Consider the following 16,919-nt stretch of genomic DNA (forward strand, 5'->3'; position numbering starts at 1 on the left):
CACCGGCCCCGCTGACGCCACTGTCAGGCTGCCGGTACGACCAGGTCCGCCGACATGCTGCCGTTGCTCGGCACGTTGAAGAGCGCGAGCTTGCGGGTGCCGTCGGGCTGGGTCACCAGGTAACGGCCGCTGACCTGCTGACCCTCACCAAGGGAGGCGTCGTAGGTGAAGTAGACACGCTGCGGGCCCTTGAGTCGCATGGTGAAGCGGCCGTCTTCGATCCCACCGCTGCCGGCGATGTCGCCGGTGTCGGCGCTGCGGGCCACGACCCAACCGCTGGTGTAGGCGGTGCCGTCGGGCGTGCGGAAGGTGCCGGCGAGGGGCACCCCGCTGTCGAGCTGCGCATCCTGCCTGGCCGCCGCGCCGGCGGTGACGGTCACCGGGGTCGCGGTGAACCGGCTGGGCTTGTCACCCGACCACTCGCTGGCGTACTGGCCGTCGCTGAACACGACCGGCCAGGCGTACGGCCCGAGGTTGCGCAACGTGTAGACGCCGTTCGCGTTGGTGGTGGCGTCGTTCACGCCGACGCCCGGATGCGCGGTCAGCACGGAGACGTCGATGCCCTGGATCGGCTTGCTGGCGGAGTCGGTGACCGTGCCGGTGATGGTGCCCGCCCGGTCCATCCTGACCTGTGGACCGGTCGCCACCTGACCGACAGTGGCCGTGACGGTGGCGGCCTGCCGCTCGTCGCCGGTCCCGCCGTCGACGCCTACCCACTGCCGACCGTAGGTGGAGCCGAGCGGTGCGGCGAAGAGCTTGTAGGTGCCCGCGGCCAGTGGTCCCACCTGGATCCGGCCGTTGCGGTCGCTGCACTCGCCGTAGCCGTCGCTGAGCGCGGCCTGCTTGGGCAGGAACGCGTCGAGGCAGACGTCCGACAGCGGCGTGCCGGTCTGCCGGTCGACGATGGTGGTGGCGATGACCGCGCCCGGCCGGAGCTTCACGGTCAGCTTGGTGGTGTTGTTGGCCTTGACGCGTACGCCGGTGAGCTGGCGGGAGAAGTAGTGGCCGTCCGGCGCGTACAGGAAGAGGTCGTGCTGACCCTGGGGCAGGCCGCTGACGGTCACCGTGCCGCTGCCGTTGCTGCACACGGAGTTGGCGCAGAAGTTCGCGACCGGAGCGCCGGTCACCGAGTCGACGGCCGAGATGGCGACCGATCCGGTGCCGAGCAGGCTGTCCGCGATGGTCGTCTGCTGCCCGCCACGGATCTCGACAACGTCGGCGGCCTCGGCCGTCAGCTTGCCGCGGTAGTACTGCTGCCGGTCGTCCTTGGAGAACCCGACCTTGTAGGACCCCTGGAGCACCTCGACGGTGAACCGACCGTTGGAGTCGGTCTGCGTCCATGCTCCGCCGTACGAGTTCGCGGTGGTGATGTCGACCTGGGCGTTGGCCAGGGCGGCGCCGGTCGCCGTGGTGAACCGGCCGGTCAGGCCACCCACCGGCAGCACCGTCTCGTTGACCTCGGTGACCGCGTCCAGCTTGACCTCGAAGACGCTGGCGCCCTCCTCGTCGAGCTTCCCCGGTACGTACTGGGTCTGGTACGAGCCCTCGATCGGGTTGAAGCTCACCCGGTAGCGGCCGGGTAGCGCGTTGATGGCGAATCGTCCGTCGTCGTCGGTGGAACCACCGGCCCAGCCGTACGTGTCGACCTCGTTGGCGCTGATGCTCACGTTCGCCACGGGGCTGCCGGCGGCGTCGACGAGCCGGCCGCTGAGGGTCCCGGTGCCGAAGAGTTGCTCGTCGACGGTGGTGGTGCCTCCGGCGGTGACGGTCACCGGATCGGCGTCGAACATCTGGGACTTCTGGTGGTGGTACTGCTCGGGGCGCAACCAGGGGAAGTAGCCCACCCGGTAGGAGCCGGCCGGCAGGTTGGCCACGGTGTAGTTGCCGTCGGCGTCGGTGCTGGTGTAGCCGGCGCTCTCGTAGTCGTCGGCGGGGTAGACCTGGACTACAACGTCTGCGGCGGGTGCGCCGTTGCTGGTGGTCAGTCGTCCGCTGACCGCGCCCGTCGCCGCGGCCTGGGCCGGGGTGGCGCCGGGCAGCACGAGCGCTGCGACGACGGCACCGGCCAGCAGGGCGCGGCGGGCTGGGGATTGCTGCATCGATGTCCCAACGTGAGGGTGGTGGGGCGGCCTGAGCAGGCTCCGCCCGCACCGACCCTGCGCCCCGTACGGGACCGGCACACGGACGATAGGTCACCGACGATGGCTACGTAACCGGCCGATCGGCGCTACCGTCCCCAATGGATTCAGTCGAGACCGATGCGTTCCGGGCGGGCCGAGGCGGAGCCGAGCCAGGTGTGCGGGTTGCCGTACCAGCACCAGCCCAGCTTCGGCGCGCCCTGGCTGATCCACAGCGCTGGCACCCGCTTGTCGCCGCACCGCGAGCCGACCAGCGAGAAGCACCTGTTGCTGGCCAGCGACCCGGGGTACAGCGTGATGAGGGCGAGCCCTTCGTCGATGGTGAGCGGCAGTCGGTTCTGAGCGGTCATGCCCTCCATGGCCGCCGCCGGGGCGAGGTTGCGGAACTCCTCACCACGGTCGACGTCGAAGAGGAGGTACGCCGGCCCGGCAGGCACCTCCAGTTCCTTGATGGGGTCGAAGCGCGGCAGGTCGTCCTCGGCGTAGTGCCGGTCGAGGAAGCCGGGCTTGCGCTTGCCGGCCAGGGTGGTGAGTTCGAGTCGGGGCTCCACGCCGATCAGGTCCCGCGTCACGACCAGCAGGAAGGGCACCCGCGCGTCGGTGGGCGCGGGCAGGCCGGCGGCCCCGTCGACCGCTCGGGCGCGCAGCGGCGCGACCAGGTCGCGGAAGGCGTTCTCCGGCATTCCGGCGAGGGCCGGGTAGCCCAACCGCACCAGGCGGTCGAGCTGGCTGTCGAACTCGGTCTCGGCGTCGAAGGGGGTTTCGGTCACGGCGGCCCTCCCGGTTGTCGTACGACGTAGCGTACAACGTACGGGATGGCTGCGGGCATTCCCGTTCAGCGACTCCAATCCTGCTTAGCGGCCCTGACCAGCTTGTCCTTCAGCTCGCGGGTGTGCCGCCTGCTCACCGGCAGCTCGGTGGAGTCGACCACCACGACGTAGCCGGAGTTCACCAGACGCAGCTCCGCGATCAACTTCAACTGCACCAGGTACGACCGGTGCACCCGGACGAAACCCGCATCCGCCCAGCGTTCGGCGAGCGTCGCCAGCGACACCCGGACCAGGTGCGACCCCTCGGCGGTGTGCAGCCGGGCGTAGTCGCCCTGCGCCTCCACCCACCGCACCGCCGAGCGCGGCAACATCCGGGTCGTACCGGCCAGCTCGATCGGGATGGTCGGATCCTCCTCGGCCCGGGCCAGCGCCGCCGGGTGCGACGGCACCACCCGCGACCCGATCACCCGCCGCAGCGACTCGGCAAGCCGCTCGGCGCGTACCGGTTTGCGGACGTAGTCCGTGGCGCCCAGGTCGAAGGCGTCCACCGCGCCGTCGTCGTACGCGGTGACGAAGACGATCGCCGGTGGCCGGGCGAACCGGCGCAGCACCCGGGCCAGCTCCATGCCGTCCAGGCCGGGCATCCGGATGTCCAGGAAGACCACGTCCACGTCACCGTCGCGGAGCAGCCGCAGCGCCTCGGTGGCGTCCCCGGCCGTGTGCAGGCGGGCCACCCGGGGATCGGCCCGCAGGTGGTACGCCAACTCGTCCAGCGCGGGCGGCTCGTCGTCCACCGCCAGCACCCGCAGGAAACCGGAGGCGTTCACCGGGCTGCCCGCATTCGCTCGCTGCGCTCGCTCACGAACCGGCCCGTACGCCCGGGTGGAACTTCGGCACCCGCACGCTCACCCGGGTGCCCGAGCCCAGCCCGGTCTCGACGACCAGACCGAAGCGGTCACCGAAGACCGAGCGCAGCCGTTCGTCGACGTTCGAGAGGCCGACGTGCTGGCCCGTGTCGTCGCCCGGGTCGCCGGTGCTGCGGGCCAGCTCGGCGATACCGGCGGTCAGCGTGGTCGGATCCATACCCACCCCGTCGTCCTCCACCGTGATGTGGCATTCGGCGCCCGCGTCCCGGGCCTCGATGCTCACCATGCCCGTGCCCGGCTTGCGGGACAACCCGTGGCGCACGGCGTTCTCCACCAGCGGCTGGAGACAGAGGAACGGCAGCGTCACGGGCAGCACCTCCGGCGCGATCTGCAACCGCACCTGCAACCGGTCGCCGAAGCGGGCCCGTTCGATCGTCAGGTACCTGTCGATCGACCGCAGTTCCTCGGCGAGGGTGGTGAACTCCCCGTGCGCCCGGAACGAGTACCTGGTGAACTCCGCGAACTCCAGGATCAACTCCCGGGCGCGCTCCGGGTCGGTGCGGACGAACGAGCCGATCGCGGTCAACGCGTTGTAGATGAAGTGCGGGCTGATCTGCGCTCGCAGCGCCCGGATCTCGGCCCGCGCCAGCCGCTCCCGGGACGAGTCCAGCTCGGCCAGGGCGAGCTGGTTGCCGGCCCAGTGCGCGGTCTCCAGGGTGGCCTGCACCAGCCCCGGCGCCGGCGCGTTGTCGGCGATCGCCACCAGCGCCCCGACCACCCGGGCGTCGGCGCCGTGCAGGGGCGCGACCACCGCACCCCGGATCGGGCAGTCCACCCGGTCACAGCGCAGGTCGGACTCGCCGAGCACGGTCGACCGCCCCGAGTTGATCGACCGCTGGGCCGCCGCGAGCAGTTGCTCGCCGTGGTGCGTACCGCGTCCGTCGAGGGCGAGCACCGCGTCGGCGTCCGTGAGCGCCAGCCCGACCGCGCCCACCAGGGCCCGCAGATGGCGTACGGCCTTCGCCGCGCCCGCCGCACTGAGCCCCGCCCGCAGCGGCTCGGCGGCCAGCCCGGCGGTGTGCAGCACCTCGTAGGTGGCCCGCTGGGTGGCGGTGGCGATGCCGCGCCGAGCGCGCAGTCGCAGCACCGCCAGCAGGGCCGCGGTCAACGCGGTGACCAGCGAGACGACACCGACGACGGCGGAGAGGTTGCCACCCACGCAGCGATCCTGACGGCTCGCCGGCTCCGGCGCTAGTAGGCGCCCTTGCGGGCGAGCACCACCCCGACGGTCCGCCACAGGATGCTCAGGTCGTACGCCAGCGACCAGTTGTCGACGTAGTAGAGGTCGAGCCGGACGGCCTCGTCCCACGACAGGTCGGAGCGGCCGGAGACCTGCCACAGCCCGGTCATGCCCGGGCGTACCAGCAGACGGCGGCGTACGTCGCCCAGGAAGTCGCCGTCGTCGGCGGGCAGCGGACGCGGCCCGACCAGCGACATCTCACCCCAGAGCACGTTGATCAACTGAGGCAGTTCGTCCAGCGACGAGGCGCGCAGGAAGCGGCCCACCGGGAAGACCCGGGGGTCCTGCTTCATCTTGAACAGCATGCCGTCGGTCTCGTTCTGGTCGGTGAGGCTGGCCAGCCGGTCCTCGGCGTCGACGTACATCGTCCGGAACTTCCACACCCGGAACGTGCGCCCCTCGTGTCCCACCCGGGGCTGGCGGAAGAAGACCGGCCCGGGGTCGGAGATCCGGATCGCGATCGCGATCGAGATGAAGAGCGGGATCAGCAGCAGCAGGCCGAGGCCGGCGGCGACCCGGTCCATCAGGTTCTTGGCCAGCAGCGCCGGCCCGGAGAGCGTCGGCTCCTCGACGTGCAGCAGTGGCAGACCCTCGATCGGCCGGATGTGCACCCGCGGGCCGGCGATGTCGGTCAACTGCGGGGCGACCACGAGATCGACCCCGGAACCCTCGAGCTGCCAGGCCAGCCGGCGCAGCTCACCCGGCTCGGCGCTGGCCGACCCGCACACGGCGATGGTGTCCCCGCCGACCTCGCGGACCAGGGCGAGGACGTCGCGGCCGGAGTGCACCGGCACCGGCGTCGGCACCCCACGGGCCGCCGCGTAGCCGTCGGTGATGTGGATGGCGACCGGCATCAGGCCGGCGGCCGGGCTGCGGGTGACCGCCGCGTAGACCTCCAGGCACTCCGGCAGGGTGCCGACCAGCACCATCCGGTGCGCGGCCTGACCGGCCCGCCGACGGATGTAGTGCAGCGCCCAGCGGGCCACGAAACGGCCCCACAGGATCAGCAGCAGCGCCCCGAGCAGCGCGGTGCCCACCGTCCACCGGGACAGCGCGGTCTTGGTGGCGAAGGCGAGGAAGGAGACGCTGGCCGCGACCGTGACCGCGGCCCTGATCACCCGCTTGAACTCGTCCGGACCCAGCCCCAGGTACCGCCGGTCGTACGCCCGGTTGCTCCAGAGGATGACCACCCAGCCCAGCGGGAGCAGCAGGTAGGAGATGGTGTGGAACCAGGTCGGGTCCTGGTTGGTGCCGGAGAAACCCGAGGCGGCCTGGTCGAAGAGTTGGATCGCGATCCAACTGGCGAAGGCCGCCGCCCCGAAGTCGAGCAGCAGCAGGATCGCGGTGTAGGGGCGGTGCCACCGGGAGACACGGCGTCGCGCCCTGGCCCACGCCGACCGAGGTACGCCGTTGTGTGACGGCGGCGTCGGCGGCTGGATCTCGAAGCTGTCGACGTGCCGCACGAGTCTGCTCCGGCCTTCGTTGGATACCGGGCGCTGGAGGCTTGCCGTCACCTCACCCATGTCCTCCCGCATGACACGTGCCGCTCACTCGCCGTGAGGGCCCGGGTCGCCCACCGTCCCAGTCTCCCACGCGGGCTCCGGCCGGTCGCCGCCCCGCAGGAGATTGGCGACCGATGGTGTCGGCGGGATCTGGCCGGCTCCGCACCATTTCAGAAGCCGGGGACCGGGCCACTATACCGATGGATGCCCGTGTGGCGAGAACGGTGGACCGGAGGTTCGGCTCACTTGGGCCGATTCCGCTCTGTAGTCGCCCCGTGGGATTACTCACCGTACGAGACGGGACAACCGTCGGTCAGCGAGCGGCTTGCCGCCGGTCTGACAGGTGGCGCAGTACTGCAGGCTCGAGTCGGCGAACGAGACCTCCCGTACGGTGTCCCCGCAGACCGGACAGGGCAGGCCGGTACGGGCGTGCACCTTCAGCCCGGACCGCTTCTCGCCCTTCAGTTCGGCGGCCCGCTGACCGAGGGACCGCTCGACCGCGTCGCCGAGCACCTGCCGGGTCGCCGCGTGCAGGGTGGCGAGCTGGGCGTCCGTGAGCCGATCGGTGATCGCGAACGGGGACAGCTTCGCCGCGTGCAGGATCTCGTCGGAGTACGCGTTGCCCACCCCGGACAGCACCGACTGGTCGGTCAACACCCCCTTGACCTGCCCGCGCCGGCTGCGTAGCCGCTCGACGAAGGTGGGCAGGTCGGCGGCGAGCGCGTCCGGGCCCAGCTTGGCCACCCCGGGCACCGCCGCCGGATCGGTGACCAGGTACGCGGCCAGCTTCTTCTGGGTGCCCGCCTCGGTGAGGTCGAATCCGGAGCCGTCGTCGAGCCGGACCCGCACGGCGATCGGGCCCTTGCCCGGCCGCAGCGGGGCGGCGGACGGGAACGCCTCCCGGTAGTGCAGCCAGCCCGCCCGGGCCAGGTGCACCACGAGATGCAGGTCACCCTCGATGACGACGTCGAGGAACTTGCCGTGCCGACGGGCGTCGACCACCGCCTTGCCGGCGACGGCGGTGGGTGCCGGGTCGTACGTCTTCAGGGCGCTGATCGCGGCGATCTCCAGCCGGTCGACACGCCGCCCCACCGCGCGCTGCCGCAGGTAACCCGCGAGCGCTTCAACCTCCGGTAGTTCGGGCACCAGCCAACGGTAGCCTTCTTTCCCGTGAGCGTGAGGAATGAGCTTGCGAGTCCCGCAATCGCGAACGAAAGGCAAGCTCAGTGAGAATCGTGGTGGCGCACAACCGGTACCGGGAAGCTCAGCCCTCCGGCGAGAACACCATCGTCGACGCGGAGATCGCTCAGCTCACCGCCGCCGGTGTCGAGGTGCTGCCGTTCATCCGCAGCTCGGACGAGATCCCCTCGATGTCGAAGGCCGCCAAGGCGCTGCTGCCGATCTCACCCATCTGGGCGCCGCGCGCCCAGCAGGACCTGAGCCGGCTGCTCACCGAGCACCGGCCGGACGTCCTGCACCTGCACAACCCGTACCCGCTGATCTCGCCCTGGGTGGTGCGGACCGCGCACCGGCACGGCGTGCCGGTGGTGCAGACGGTGCACAACTACCGGCAGGTCTGCTCCTCGGGGATCTACTTCCGGGACGGCGTGATCTGCCAGGACTGCAAGGGCCGGGCGCTGGGCGTGCCGGCGATCAAGCACCGGTGCTACCGCGACTCGGCGGCGCAGAGCGCGCTGATGGCGACCACCCTGGCCGTGCACCGGGGCACCTGGCGGTCGGTCGACCGGTTCATCGCGCTCACCACGGCCATCGCCGACCACCTGCGCGACTACGGCATCCCGGACGACCGGATCGTGGTGAAGCCGAACGCCGTGCCCGACCCGGGCCGACCGGCGCCGCTCGGTGACGGCTTCCTCTACATGGCCCGGCTCTCCCCTGAGAAGGGCGTTGACCTGTTGCTCGACGCCTGGCGACGACACCCGGCGGGCACCCTGGGCACGCTGCGGATCGCCGGTGACGGCGAACTGCGCCCGCTGGTCGAGGCCGCCGCCGCCGAACGCCCCGACGTGGTCTACCTCGGGCAGCTCGACCGCGCCGGCGTCCGGGCCGCGGTCGAGGCCAGCGCCGTGGTGATCGCGGCGTCGATGTGGCACGACGTGCTGCCGACCGTGATCATCGAGGCGCTGGCGAGCGGCCGGCCGGTGCTCGGCACCGCGCTGGGCGGCATCCCGTACCTGGTGGGAGCGGACGCCCCCCACGAGCCCGCCGGCACCGGCCCGGCCGAGACCGCCTCGGCGGTCGCCGGTGGCGGTGGCCCGGTCATGCCAGCCGGCATCGGTCTGGGCGAGGCCGGCTGGGTCGTCGCGCCGGAGCCGGCCGCGCTCGCCGCCGCCCTGCCGGTCGCTCGAGCCGGCGCAGCCGGGCTGACCCTGGCCGCCCGGGCCCGGTACGAGCGCACCTTCCACCCCGACGTGGTGACGAAGCAACTAATCGACATCTACGCCGGCGTCGCCCGCACCCCCAACCCCGCCTGACCCGGCCAGACGACCCACGCCGGCACCACGTGCCCTCGCGCCCCAGTGCCCTCGCGCCCCAGTGCCCTCGCGCCCCAGTGCCCTCGCGCCCCAGTGCCCTCGCGCCCCAGTGCCCTCGCAAGATCGTGCTCGAACCAGGATCTAGTGGCCTCCGGGACGGTCGGATGGCACTGTTTCCTGGTTCGAGCACGATCTTGTCGGCGGGCGTCGGTCAGGACACCACTGCGGTCGTTTCCGGCGCATGGGCGCGGCAAGATCTACCAACATCAGGGAAACTGCTGCCTTCCGCATTCAGGAGGCAGCAGTTTCGGGGAAGTTGTGCGGATCTTGCGCGGCGCAGCGCAGCGCAGCGGGTGGGGTCAGCGCAGGGAGGCTCGGGCGGAGAAGGCGATGCTCGCCAGAAGGAAGCCGCCGTTGACGATGGTGAACGCGACAAGCACCCAGAGGACCAGCGCGGGCGCGACGGCGAGCACCAGGGCGGCCACGAAGATGACCGCGCCGTAGTCGCGGACCAGCTTCACCAGGCGTACCGGCAGCGAGGTCGAGGTGACCATGCTGGCGGCGTTCGGGCCGGACTGCATCACCGAGGTGACCAGGTTGACCATCCAGGTGCCCGCGAAGGTGGCCACCAGCCAGGTCGGGGTGGACGGCTCCTGCGCGACGGCGGTGGCGGCCAGCGCGGCCACCAGGGCGATCTGCGCGGCCACGTCGCAGAGGATGTCGATCCGGGCACCGGCCGGGCTGCCCTGGCCGGTGACCCGGGCGAGCTGCCCGTCCGCGCAGTCCAGGGAGTACGCCACCTGCCAGCCGACCAGGGCGACCAGACCGACCACCCAGGCCGGTACGTCCCCGTCGGCGACCGGGCCGGCGAGCGCGACCACGGTCACGGAGGTGGCCAGGCCGAGCACCAGGTTGGTGAGGGTCAGCGCGGTCGGGCGTAGCCCGAGGCGCTGCGCGACCAGCGCGAAGACCGCGCCGAGCCACTGGCTGATCGACTCGCTGAACAGGCCGCCGCCCCGGTTGACCCGGTGGAAGTCGGCGACGGTGGGACGGGGGTCAGCCAAGCTGGTCGCGGATTGCACCGGCGTAGTCTGCCAGCCGCTCCCGCGTCTCGGTAGGCGACAGGGCCAGGTGTTCCAGGATGGTGTACCGGTCCGGGCGGGTACGCGGCGCGAACTGCACCGCCTCGACGAACTGGTCGTCGGTGAGCGCCACCTCGGCGGGCAGCCGGGGCAGGCCGTGCCGGGCCAGGCAGGCCGACATCTCCTCGAAGCGGCGCAGGTCACCGCGGAGCCAGGTGCAGAACAGCGCCCCCAGCCCGGCCAGCTCGCCGTGCGAGGCGGTGCCGGGGTAGAGCGAGTCGATCGCGTGCATGATCTCGTGGCAGCCGCCGCTGGACGGTCGGCTGGTGCCGCAGACCGCCATCGCCAGGCCGCTGGAGATCAACGCCTCGGCCAGCACGGTGACGAAGGAGTCGTCGGTCATGTCGCCGGGGTGGTGGAGCACCGCCTCGGCGCCCGCCCGGGAGAGCGAGGCGGCCAGGCCGTCCACCGGCTCGCCGCGTACCTGGCGGGACAGCTCCCAGTCGGCCAGCGCGCTGATGTTGCTGATCACGTCGCCGATGCCGGCCCGGTTGTGCCGGTCCGGGCCACTCTCCACGAAGTCCAGGTCGACGATCACCGCGATCGGGATGTGCACCCCGTAGGAGCCCTTGATCCCGTCGGTGATGAGGCTGGCCACCGGGGAGCCGATCCCGTCGTTGGCGAGGCTGGTCGCCACCGACACCATCGGCAGCCCGCGCCGGGTGGCCGCGTACTTGGCCACGTCGATGGTCTTGCCGCCGCCGATGCCGACCACGGCGTCGTACGAGCGGGCGCGGAGCTTGCCACCGAGATCGTCGGCGGCGTCCAGGGTCGCCCCGGCGACGGTGAACACGTCGGCGGAGCGCAGCGACGGCCGGATCAGCTCGGCGATCTGTGCGCCCTGACCGGGTCCGACCACCACCGCGACGTCGCCGCCGGCGGAGATCCGTCCGTCGGCCAGGATGGCGGCCAGGTCGGCGACCGCCCCGCGTCGCACGTCGATGTGCAGCGGGGTGAGGACGCTCCGGGCTAGTAGCGGCACGCGATCTCCCGCGCGCGGGCCAGGTCGGCGTGGTTGTCGACCTCGACCCACGGGACGTCACCGATGGGCGCGGCCCGGACCTCGCCACCACGGTCGGCGAACTCCTGGTAGCCGTCCTCGTAGTAGAGGTTCGGGTCCCGCCGCCAGGTCGCCTCCAACGCGTCGGCGAGGGCGTCGGCGACCTGCGGCTCGATCAGCGTCGCGCCGATGTACTCCCCGTACGCCTCGCCCGGGTCCATCAGCTTGGTGATCCGGGTGAGCTGGCCGGCGGCGTCGAAGGTGGTCTTCATCTCCTCCTCGGCCAGCGGCTTGAGGGTGTCCACCGCGAGCAGGATGCCCGGGCCGCGTTCGGCCAGCAGCGTCTTCTCCACGCTCACCGGGTGCACGGTGTCGCCGTTGACCAGCAGCACCCCGCGCGCGAAGTGCTCCCGGGCCAGCCAGAGGGAGTACGCGTTGTTCCACTCCTCGGCCTTGTCGTTGTGCACCAGGGTGAGCGTGACCCCGTACTTCTTCTCCAGCTCGGCCTGCCGGGTGCGGACCGCGTCCGCCGCGTAGCCGACCACGATCACGATGTCGGTGAGCCCGACCTCGGCGAGGTTGCCCAGCGCGATGTCCAGGATCGTGATCTCGCCGTCCACCGGCACCAGCGCCTTCGGCAGCGTGTCGGTGTACGGGCGCAGCCGACGCCCCGCCCCGGCCGCGAGCACCATTCCGATCATCGCGACATCCTCCCTCGTCCTGCTCCCGTCACCGGTGGAGGATAGCCCTGGGGAGCCCGGCGACTCCGGCCAACCGGTCAGCCCGGCAGCGCTGCCAGGTCGGCCAACATGGTCAGCCGCTCCTCGGCGCTCAGCACGCCGTACGGTCCGGCGGCCCGTCGGTCGGTCTCCAGGTCGATGGCGAGCCGCTCCGGGCCGGGCGGCAGGGCGGTGACGCTGGACGCGGTGTGGCCGGCGGCGGTCCAGGCGGCGGCGTGCGCGTCGGCCCGGTGGTAGCGCAGCGTGCCGAGCCGGTTGAGCAGCAGCACACCGGACGGGGTGCCGTCGGGTTCGTGCGGGGGTGCCATCGCGGCGAACGCCGGCCACTCGCGGTCACCGTCCTCGTCGACCAGCACCAGGGCGTACGCCAGGAGTCGGCCGAGAGCCGCGGCCAGCCGGGCGACCCGTTCGTCGTGCCCCGCCCACAACTCCTCGGTGACCTCGGCGAGCACCTGGTGCAGTTCGCCCAGGAAGGCGGTGCCGCGCTCGGTGGCGGAGAGCCGTCCGTCCGGACGACGGTGGATCATGCCGTGTGCGACCTGCTTGTCCACCGCGCGGCGGCTGACGACCGGATCGCGGTACCGCGTAACGGCGGCGAATCCGGGCTCGTCGACGGTGCCTCCGGGTGCCGCCAGGCGGGTGCGCAGCTCGACCAGGAGCCCGGTGGCGGCCGGTCCGCCGTACCGCTGGCTCAGCTCGGCACCACCCCAGTCGTGGCCGGCGAGCATGCCGGCGCGGAAGACCCGGTCCACGGCCGGGGCGAGCAGCCCGGCGACCCGGTGCGGCGGCAGCTCGACGGCGCTCACCGACCGATCGACCGCAGCAGCGCGAAGCCCTCCTCCGCGATCCGCCGGATCAGACCGTCGTTGACGTCGCGGTTCTCGTCCAGCACGGTCACCTCGTGCTCGGCCAGCCAGCGGTGTTCGGTGTGCTTGCCCGCCTCCAACCTCGGGTGGCCGAGGTCGCCGTCCACCCGGACCAGGAAGTCGTACTCGACGCGGGCCAGGCCGTCGTCGCCGACGTAGTGGTACTCGCCCACCTGGCCGAGGACGTCCGAGACGAACCAGCCGGTCTCCTCGGTGACCTCGCGGCGCAGCGCCTCGTCGATCTCCTCGCCCGGTTCCAGATGGCCGCCGACGATGTCCCAACAGTCGGGAAACAGGCGCCGGTGTGGTGAGCGGCGCTGGAAGAAGATGCGGCCGTCACGGTCGACGATCAACGCGCCGGCGCAGCGTAGGGGCTCGGTGGACACGCGTCGACAGTAGCCAGCGACGTCGCATCCCGACGATGTCCGGTCTTGTCCTGGAAACATCCACGGACGACCATGTCCGTACCGGATGCCACGGTCCCAAAGGGGTGATGCGTGATGCAGGTACGGGAAGCGATGTCCAGCCAGGTTCTCGTCGTCGGTCCGGAGCACACGCTCCGCCAGGCGGCCCGGATGATGTCGGCCCGCGGAGTCGGGTCGGCGGTCGTGATCGATCCCGAGTCCGAGGGGGTCGGCATCATGACCGAACGCGACGTGTTGAAGGCCATCGGCGCGGGTCTCGACTGCGACACCGAACGCACCGGCGCCCACCTCACCTGGGACGTCGTCTACGCCGGGCCGGAGTGGACGGTCTCCGAGGCGGCGGCCGCGATGGCCCGGGGTGGCTTCCGACACCTGGTGGTGCTCGACGGCCGGGAGGTGGCCGGGGTGATCTCGGTACGGGACATCATGCGGGTCTGGGCGGAGAGTCAGGTGGCCGCCACGACCTGATCCGCGCAGGTGTGCCGGGTCGGATCGAAGGGTAGGTATCCCTCGCGGGCGCGGAGACGCCGTGGCCCGTGGGGGAGGGCCCGATGCGTGACGCGGAGCGCCTGGTCGAGCAGCAGTACGCGATGCTCCTGCGGCGGGACGTGGCCCGTCTGCCGGACCTGTACGCCCCGGAGGCGTTCTACGCCATGCCGGGGGTCACGGTCCGGCCGATCGAGCTGCCCGCGCTGCTGCGCACCTGGACGGGTGCCTTTCCGGACCTGCGGGTCGACCCGCTGGGCTCGGTGCGTACGGCCGGCGGCGCGGCCGTGGAGCTGCGCCTCGGCGGCACCCACACCGGCACCCTGCACTCGCCGTACGGCACCGTCGCGCCGACCGGCCGGTCGGTGAGTTGGGAGGTCGCCGACGTGGTCCGCGTGCGCCGGGGACGGATCGTGGCGTGGCGCTCCTACTTCGACTGGAGCCAGCTCCTCGACTCGCTCGGCGTGCAGTTTGACGGCCTCTCCCGGGCGGCGCAGCACGACTCGCTGGCACTTCCGGTCTGATCTGTCGCCGACCGGTCCCGCCACGTCACCCGTCCCGGTGGCTCAGGATGCGGACATCGCCGTGCCGTCGACGCGGCCCCCGCCGCCGCCCGTACGCTCAATATCCATGACCGCCGAGCAGCTGATCTCCTTTGCCCGTGGGGCCCCCTCGCTGGACATCGTCGATGTCGAAGGGCTCAAGGCCGCCGCCGTACGCGCCTTCGACGCCGATCCCGCGGGGGTCACGGCGTACGGCACCTCCGTCGGCTACGTTCCGCTGCGCAAGTGGATCGCCGAGAAGCACGGCGTCGCGGCCGACCAGGTGCTGGTCACCAACGGGTCGTTGCAGGCCGACGCGTTCCTCTTCGACCACCTGATCCGTCCCGGGGACGCGGTGGTCGTCGAGCGTCCGACGTACGACCGCACCCTGCTCAACCTGCAGCGGATGGGCAGCGAGTTGCACGGCGTCACGGTCCAGCCGGACGGTCTGGACACCGCCGAGCTGCGCAAGCTGCTCGAGTCCGGGGTGCGCCCCCGGCTGGCCCACGTCATCCCGAACTACCAGAACCCGGCCGGCGTGACGCTGTCGCTGGAGAAGCGCCGTGAGCTGCTCGACCTGGCCGCCGAGTACCACTTCACGATCTTCGAGGACGACCCGTACGCGGACATCCGCTTCCGGGGCGAGGCGCTGCCGTCGATGCTCTCGCTGGACACCCGCAACGTCGTCGTGCACGCGTCGAGCTTCACCAAGACGGTCTGCCCGGGCGTACGCGTCGGTTACCTGGTCGGCCCGGCGGATCTGATCGCCGACATCGCCAAGAACGCGACGAGCCTCTACATCTCGCCCGGCATGGTGTCGCAGGCGATCGTGCACCAGTTCTGCGTCTCCGGCGACATCGACCGCTCGATCGAGACGGTCCGGGCGGCGCTGGGCGAGCGCGCCCAGGTGCTGGCCGAGTCGCTGCGTCGGCACCTGCCGCAGGCCCGGTTCGTCGAGCCCGACGGCGGCTACTTCCTGTGGGTGGAGTTCCCCGAGGACGTGCTGGTGGACCGGCTCGCCCCGGCGGCGGCCGAGCGTGGGGTCGCCGTCGTCAAGGGCAGTGACTTCGTCCTCGACGGCGGGCGGCACGCCCTCCGGCTGGCCTTCTCGGCGGTGACCGCCGACCGGATCGACGAGGGCGTACGTCGGCTCGCGGAGGCCGTCGAGGCCAGCCGAAGCTGAATATCTGTCGGGTTTCCGACAAAAAGGCGATGCCGGCCGTCCCAGGTCTCCCCAGCGGGCGGCCGGCGGCCCACAATGCTGCGAGCGTCATCCGACGGGTGTAGTGGGGATCACCCCCGGCCGCCCCGGGTCACGCGTGCAGCACAACCCCCGCCCCCACGGGCGCCGGGTGGGCCGTGTCGTCCCTTCACCCCCCGATGCGGCCCGGCCCGCCCGGCGCCGCACCCGCGACCGCCGTCACACCTGCCGATGTCCACCATCGGCGTAGCCTGCAAGCCGCAGGCGAGCGCGGGGAGGTGTCGTGATGACGGATCGGGCAGAGCGGGGCCGGACGGTGCCGTCGAACACATCCCGGGTGCTGCGACCCCGAGCGTGGCCGTCCCCGGTCCGGGCGATGACCCGGATGCTCAACGCCGACGGTTCACCACCCACCCCGGCATCCACCGGCACCGGGCGCAGCGGAGTGGTCGACTGCGCGCTCTACGTCGACGGCAAGCGGCAGCCCGGCGACTGGACGTACGCCGAGGCCCTGGAGGCCGCCCGCCGCGAGGAGCACGGCTTCGTCTGGATCGGGCTGCACCAGCCCGAGCTGGCCGAGATGACCGCCATCGCGGAGACGTACGGCCTGCACGAGCTGGCCGTCGAGGACGCCGTGAAGGCCGAGCAGCGGCCCAAGCTGGAGCGCTTCGGCGACGTCAGCTTCCTGGTGCTGCGTACCGCCCGGTACTGCGAGCACACCGAGCTGACCGAGACCTCCGAGGTCGTCGAGACCGGTCAGGTGATGCTCTTCATCGGCCCGAACTTCCTGATCAGTGTCCGGCACGGGGACGCCTGCCGGCTCTCCCCGGTCCGCGCCGACCTGGAGACCAAGCAGGAGTTGCTGCTCCAGGGCCCGTGGGCGGTGGCGTACGGGGTGACCGACCGGGTGGTCGACCTCTACCTGGAGGTGGCCGAGCAGCTCGAGGACGACCTGGACCAGTTGGAGGCCGAGGTCTTCGACCGCAACAGCCACGGGCGCATCCAGCGGATCTACCAGATGAAGCGGGAGCTGGTGGAGTTCAAGCGGGCGGTGATTCCGTTGCAGCGTCCGCTGATGAACCTGACCTCGCAGGTCAACCGGGACGTGCCCAAGGAGATCCGCAAGTACTTCCGGGACGTGCAGGACCACCTGAGCCGCACCGTCGAGCAGGTGAACTCGTACGACGACCTGCTGAACTCGATCCTTCAGGCGCGGCTGGCCCAGGTCACCGTCGACCAGAACAACGACATGCGCAAGATCGCCGCCTGGGCGGCCATCGCCGCGGTCTGGACGTCAATCGCCGGCGTCGAGGGCATGAACTTCGAGAACATGCCCGAGCTGAAGATGACGTACGGCTATCCGGTGGCTCTGGCCCTCATGCTCGCCGTCTCGCTGGCCCTCTACCGCTGGTTCCGCCGCAACGGCTGGCTCTGACCGGCCCGCGC

16 protein-coding genes are annotated in these 16,919 nt (G+C 71.6%); 5 read left to right on the forward strand and 11 right to left on the reverse strand.

Annotated features, from left to right (window positions below; all coding sequences use genetic code 11):
- Window positions 1-23: 23 nt before the first annotated feature.
- The 6 genes from AC3EN4_RS17140 to AC3EN4_RS17165 form a co-directional block, all read right to left on the reverse strand.
- Window positions 24-2,099, reverse strand: coding sequence for a carboxypeptidase regulatory-like domain-containing protein (locus AC3EN4_RS17140; protein WP_435206780.1), 2,076 nt, complete (start codon window positions 2,097-2,099; stop codon window positions 24-26).
- A gap of 146 nt (window positions 2,100-2,245) precedes the next feature.
- Complete coding sequence (locus AC3EN4_RS17145; RefSeq protein WP_435206781.1) at window positions 2,246-2,908, reverse strand: DUF5701 family protein; 663 nt, start codon at window positions 2,906-2,908, stop codon at window positions 2,246-2,248.
- Window positions 2,909-2,973: 65 nt separating this feature from the next.
- Window positions 2,974-3,735, reverse strand: a complete 762-nt coding sequence (locus AC3EN4_RS17150; RefSeq protein WP_007453674.1) for a LytR/AlgR family response regulator transcription factor — start codon at window positions 3,733-3,735, stop codon at window positions 2,974-2,976.
- Window positions 3,736-3,766: 31 nt separating this feature from the next.
- The gene (locus tag AC3EN4_RS17155) at window positions 3,767-4,993 is read right to left on the reverse strand and encodes a sensor histidine kinase (protein ID WP_435206783.1); all 1,227 of its coding nucleotides are present in this window, start codon (window positions 4,991-4,993) and stop codon (window positions 3,767-3,769) included.
- 32 nt (window positions 4,994-5,025) lie between these two features.
- Window positions 5,026-6,597 (reverse strand): sugar transferase, encoded by a 1,572-nt coding sequence (locus tag AC3EN4_RS17160; RefSeq protein WP_422740865.1) that lies wholly within the window; start codon window positions 6,595-6,597, stop codon window positions 5,026-5,028.
- Between the two features lie 264 nt (window positions 6,598-6,861).
- Window positions 6,862-7,722, reverse strand: a complete 861-nt coding sequence (locus AC3EN4_RS17165) for an Fpg/Nei family DNA glycosylase (protein WP_435206784.1) — start codon at window positions 7,720-7,722, stop codon at window positions 6,862-6,864.
- Window positions 7,723-7,802: 80 nt separating this feature from the next.
- Here AC3EN4_RS17165 and AC3EN4_RS17170 point away from each other — a divergent pair, with 80 nt between their 5' ends.
- The gene (locus AC3EN4_RS17170) at window positions 7,803-9,071 is read left to right on the forward strand and encodes a glycosyltransferase (protein ID WP_435206785.1); all 1,269 of its coding nucleotides are present in this window, start codon (window positions 7,803-7,805) and stop codon (window positions 9,069-9,071) included.
- 359 nt (window positions 9,072-9,430) lie between these two features.
- On the opposite strand, the gene AC3EN4_RS17175 is transcribed toward AC3EN4_RS17170, so the two are convergent.
- From AC3EN4_RS17175 to AC3EN4_RS17195, 5 genes are all read right to left on the reverse strand, one after another.
- Complete coding sequence (locus AC3EN4_RS17175; RefSeq protein ID WP_435206786.1) at window positions 9,431-10,153, reverse strand: CDP-alcohol phosphatidyltransferase family protein; 723 nt, start codon at window positions 10,151-10,153, stop codon at window positions 9,431-9,433.
- Window positions 10,128-11,195, reverse strand: a complete 1,068-nt coding sequence (locus AC3EN4_RS17180) for an iron-containing alcohol dehydrogenase family protein (RefSeq protein ID WP_435206787.1) — start codon at window positions 11,193-11,195, stop codon at window positions 10,128-10,130. Before AC3EN4_RS17180 ends, AC3EN4_RS17175 begins: the two co-directional genes overlap by 26 nt.
- A complete protein-coding gene (locus AC3EN4_RS17185) occupies window positions 11,183-11,914 on the reverse strand; it encodes a phosphocholine cytidylyltransferase family protein (RefSeq protein ID WP_435206789.1) in 732 nt (243 codons plus the stop codon). The genes AC3EN4_RS17180 and AC3EN4_RS17185 overlap by 13 nt, the downstream gene beginning before the upstream one ends.
- A 77-nt stretch (window positions 11,915-11,991) precedes the next feature.
- Entirely contained in the window at window positions 11,992-12,759 is a 768-nt protein-coding gene (locus tag AC3EN4_RS17190; RefSeq protein ID WP_435206790.1) for a hypothetical protein, read from the reverse strand.
- Window positions 12,756-13,205: an NUDIX hydrolase gene (locus AC3EN4_RS17195; RefSeq protein WP_435206791.1), complete on the reverse strand. Its 450-nt coding sequence runs from the start codon at window positions 13,203-13,205 to the stop codon at window positions 12,756-12,758. Before AC3EN4_RS17195 ends, AC3EN4_RS17190 begins: the two co-directional genes overlap by 4 nt.
- Before the next feature lie 114 nt (window positions 13,206-13,319).
- On the opposite strand from AC3EN4_RS17195, the gene AC3EN4_RS17200 reads away from it, so the two are divergent.
- From AC3EN4_RS17200 to corA, 4 genes are all read left to right on the forward strand, one after another.
- Window positions 13,320-13,712, forward strand: coding sequence for a CBS domain-containing protein (locus AC3EN4_RS17200; RefSeq protein ID WP_422737448.1), 393 nt, complete (start codon window positions 13,320-13,322; stop codon window positions 13,710-13,712).
- Between the two features lie 83 nt (window positions 13,713-13,795).
- Window positions 13,796-14,254, forward strand: a complete 459-nt coding sequence (locus AC3EN4_RS17205; protein ID WP_435206792.1) for an ester cyclase — start codon at window positions 13,796-13,798, stop codon at window positions 14,252-14,254.
- A 106-nt stretch (window positions 14,255-14,360) separates the two neighbouring features.
- Window positions 14,361-15,455, forward strand: coding sequence for an aminotransferase-like domain-containing protein (locus tag AC3EN4_RS17210; RefSeq protein WP_435206793.1), 1,095 nt, complete (start codon window positions 14,361-14,363; stop codon window positions 15,453-15,455).
- A 304-nt stretch (window positions 15,456-15,759) separates the two neighbouring features.
- Window positions 15,760-16,908 carry a magnesium/cobalt transporter CorA gene (gene corA, locus AC3EN4_RS17215; RefSeq protein WP_435206795.1) on the forward strand — a complete coding sequence of 383 codons (1,149 nt, stop codon included), beginning with the start codon at window positions 15,760-15,762 and terminating at the stop codon, window positions 16,906-16,908.
- Window positions 16,909-16,919 lie beyond the last annotated feature (11 nt).

The organism is Micromonospora sp. bgisy143 (genome assembly GCF_057708145.1).

Bases quoted from the DNA above. Each gene is read 5' to 3' on its own strand.
- AC3EN4_RS17200 (WP_422737448.1), top strand. From the start codon at position 13,320: ATGCAGGTACGGGAAGCGATGTCCAGCCAGGTTCTCGTCGTCGGTCCG.
- corA (WP_435206795.1), top strand. From the start codon at position 15,760: ATGACGGATCGGGCAGAGCGGGGCCGGACGGTGCCGTCGAACACATCC.
- AC3EN4_RS17210 (WP_435206793.1), top strand. From the start codon at position 14,361: ATGACCGCCGAGCAGCTGATCTCCTTTGCCCGTGGGGCCCCCTCGCTG.
- AC3EN4_RS17160 (WP_422740865.1), bottom strand. From the start codon at position 6,597: ATGGGTGAGGTGACGGCAAGCCTCCAGCGCCCGGTATCCAACGAAGGC.
- AC3EN4_RS17140 (WP_435206780.1), bottom strand. From the start codon at position 2,099: ATGCAGCAATCCCCAGCCCGCCGCGCCCTGCTGGCCGGTGCCGTCGTC.
- AC3EN4_RS17185 (WP_435206789.1), bottom strand. From the start codon at position 11,914: ATGATCGGAATGGTGCTCGCGGCCGGGGCGGGGCGTCGGCTGCGCCCG.
- AC3EN4_RS17205 (WP_435206792.1), top strand. From the start codon at position 13,796: ATGCGTGACGCGGAGCGCCTGGTCGAGCAGCAGTACGCGATGCTCCTG.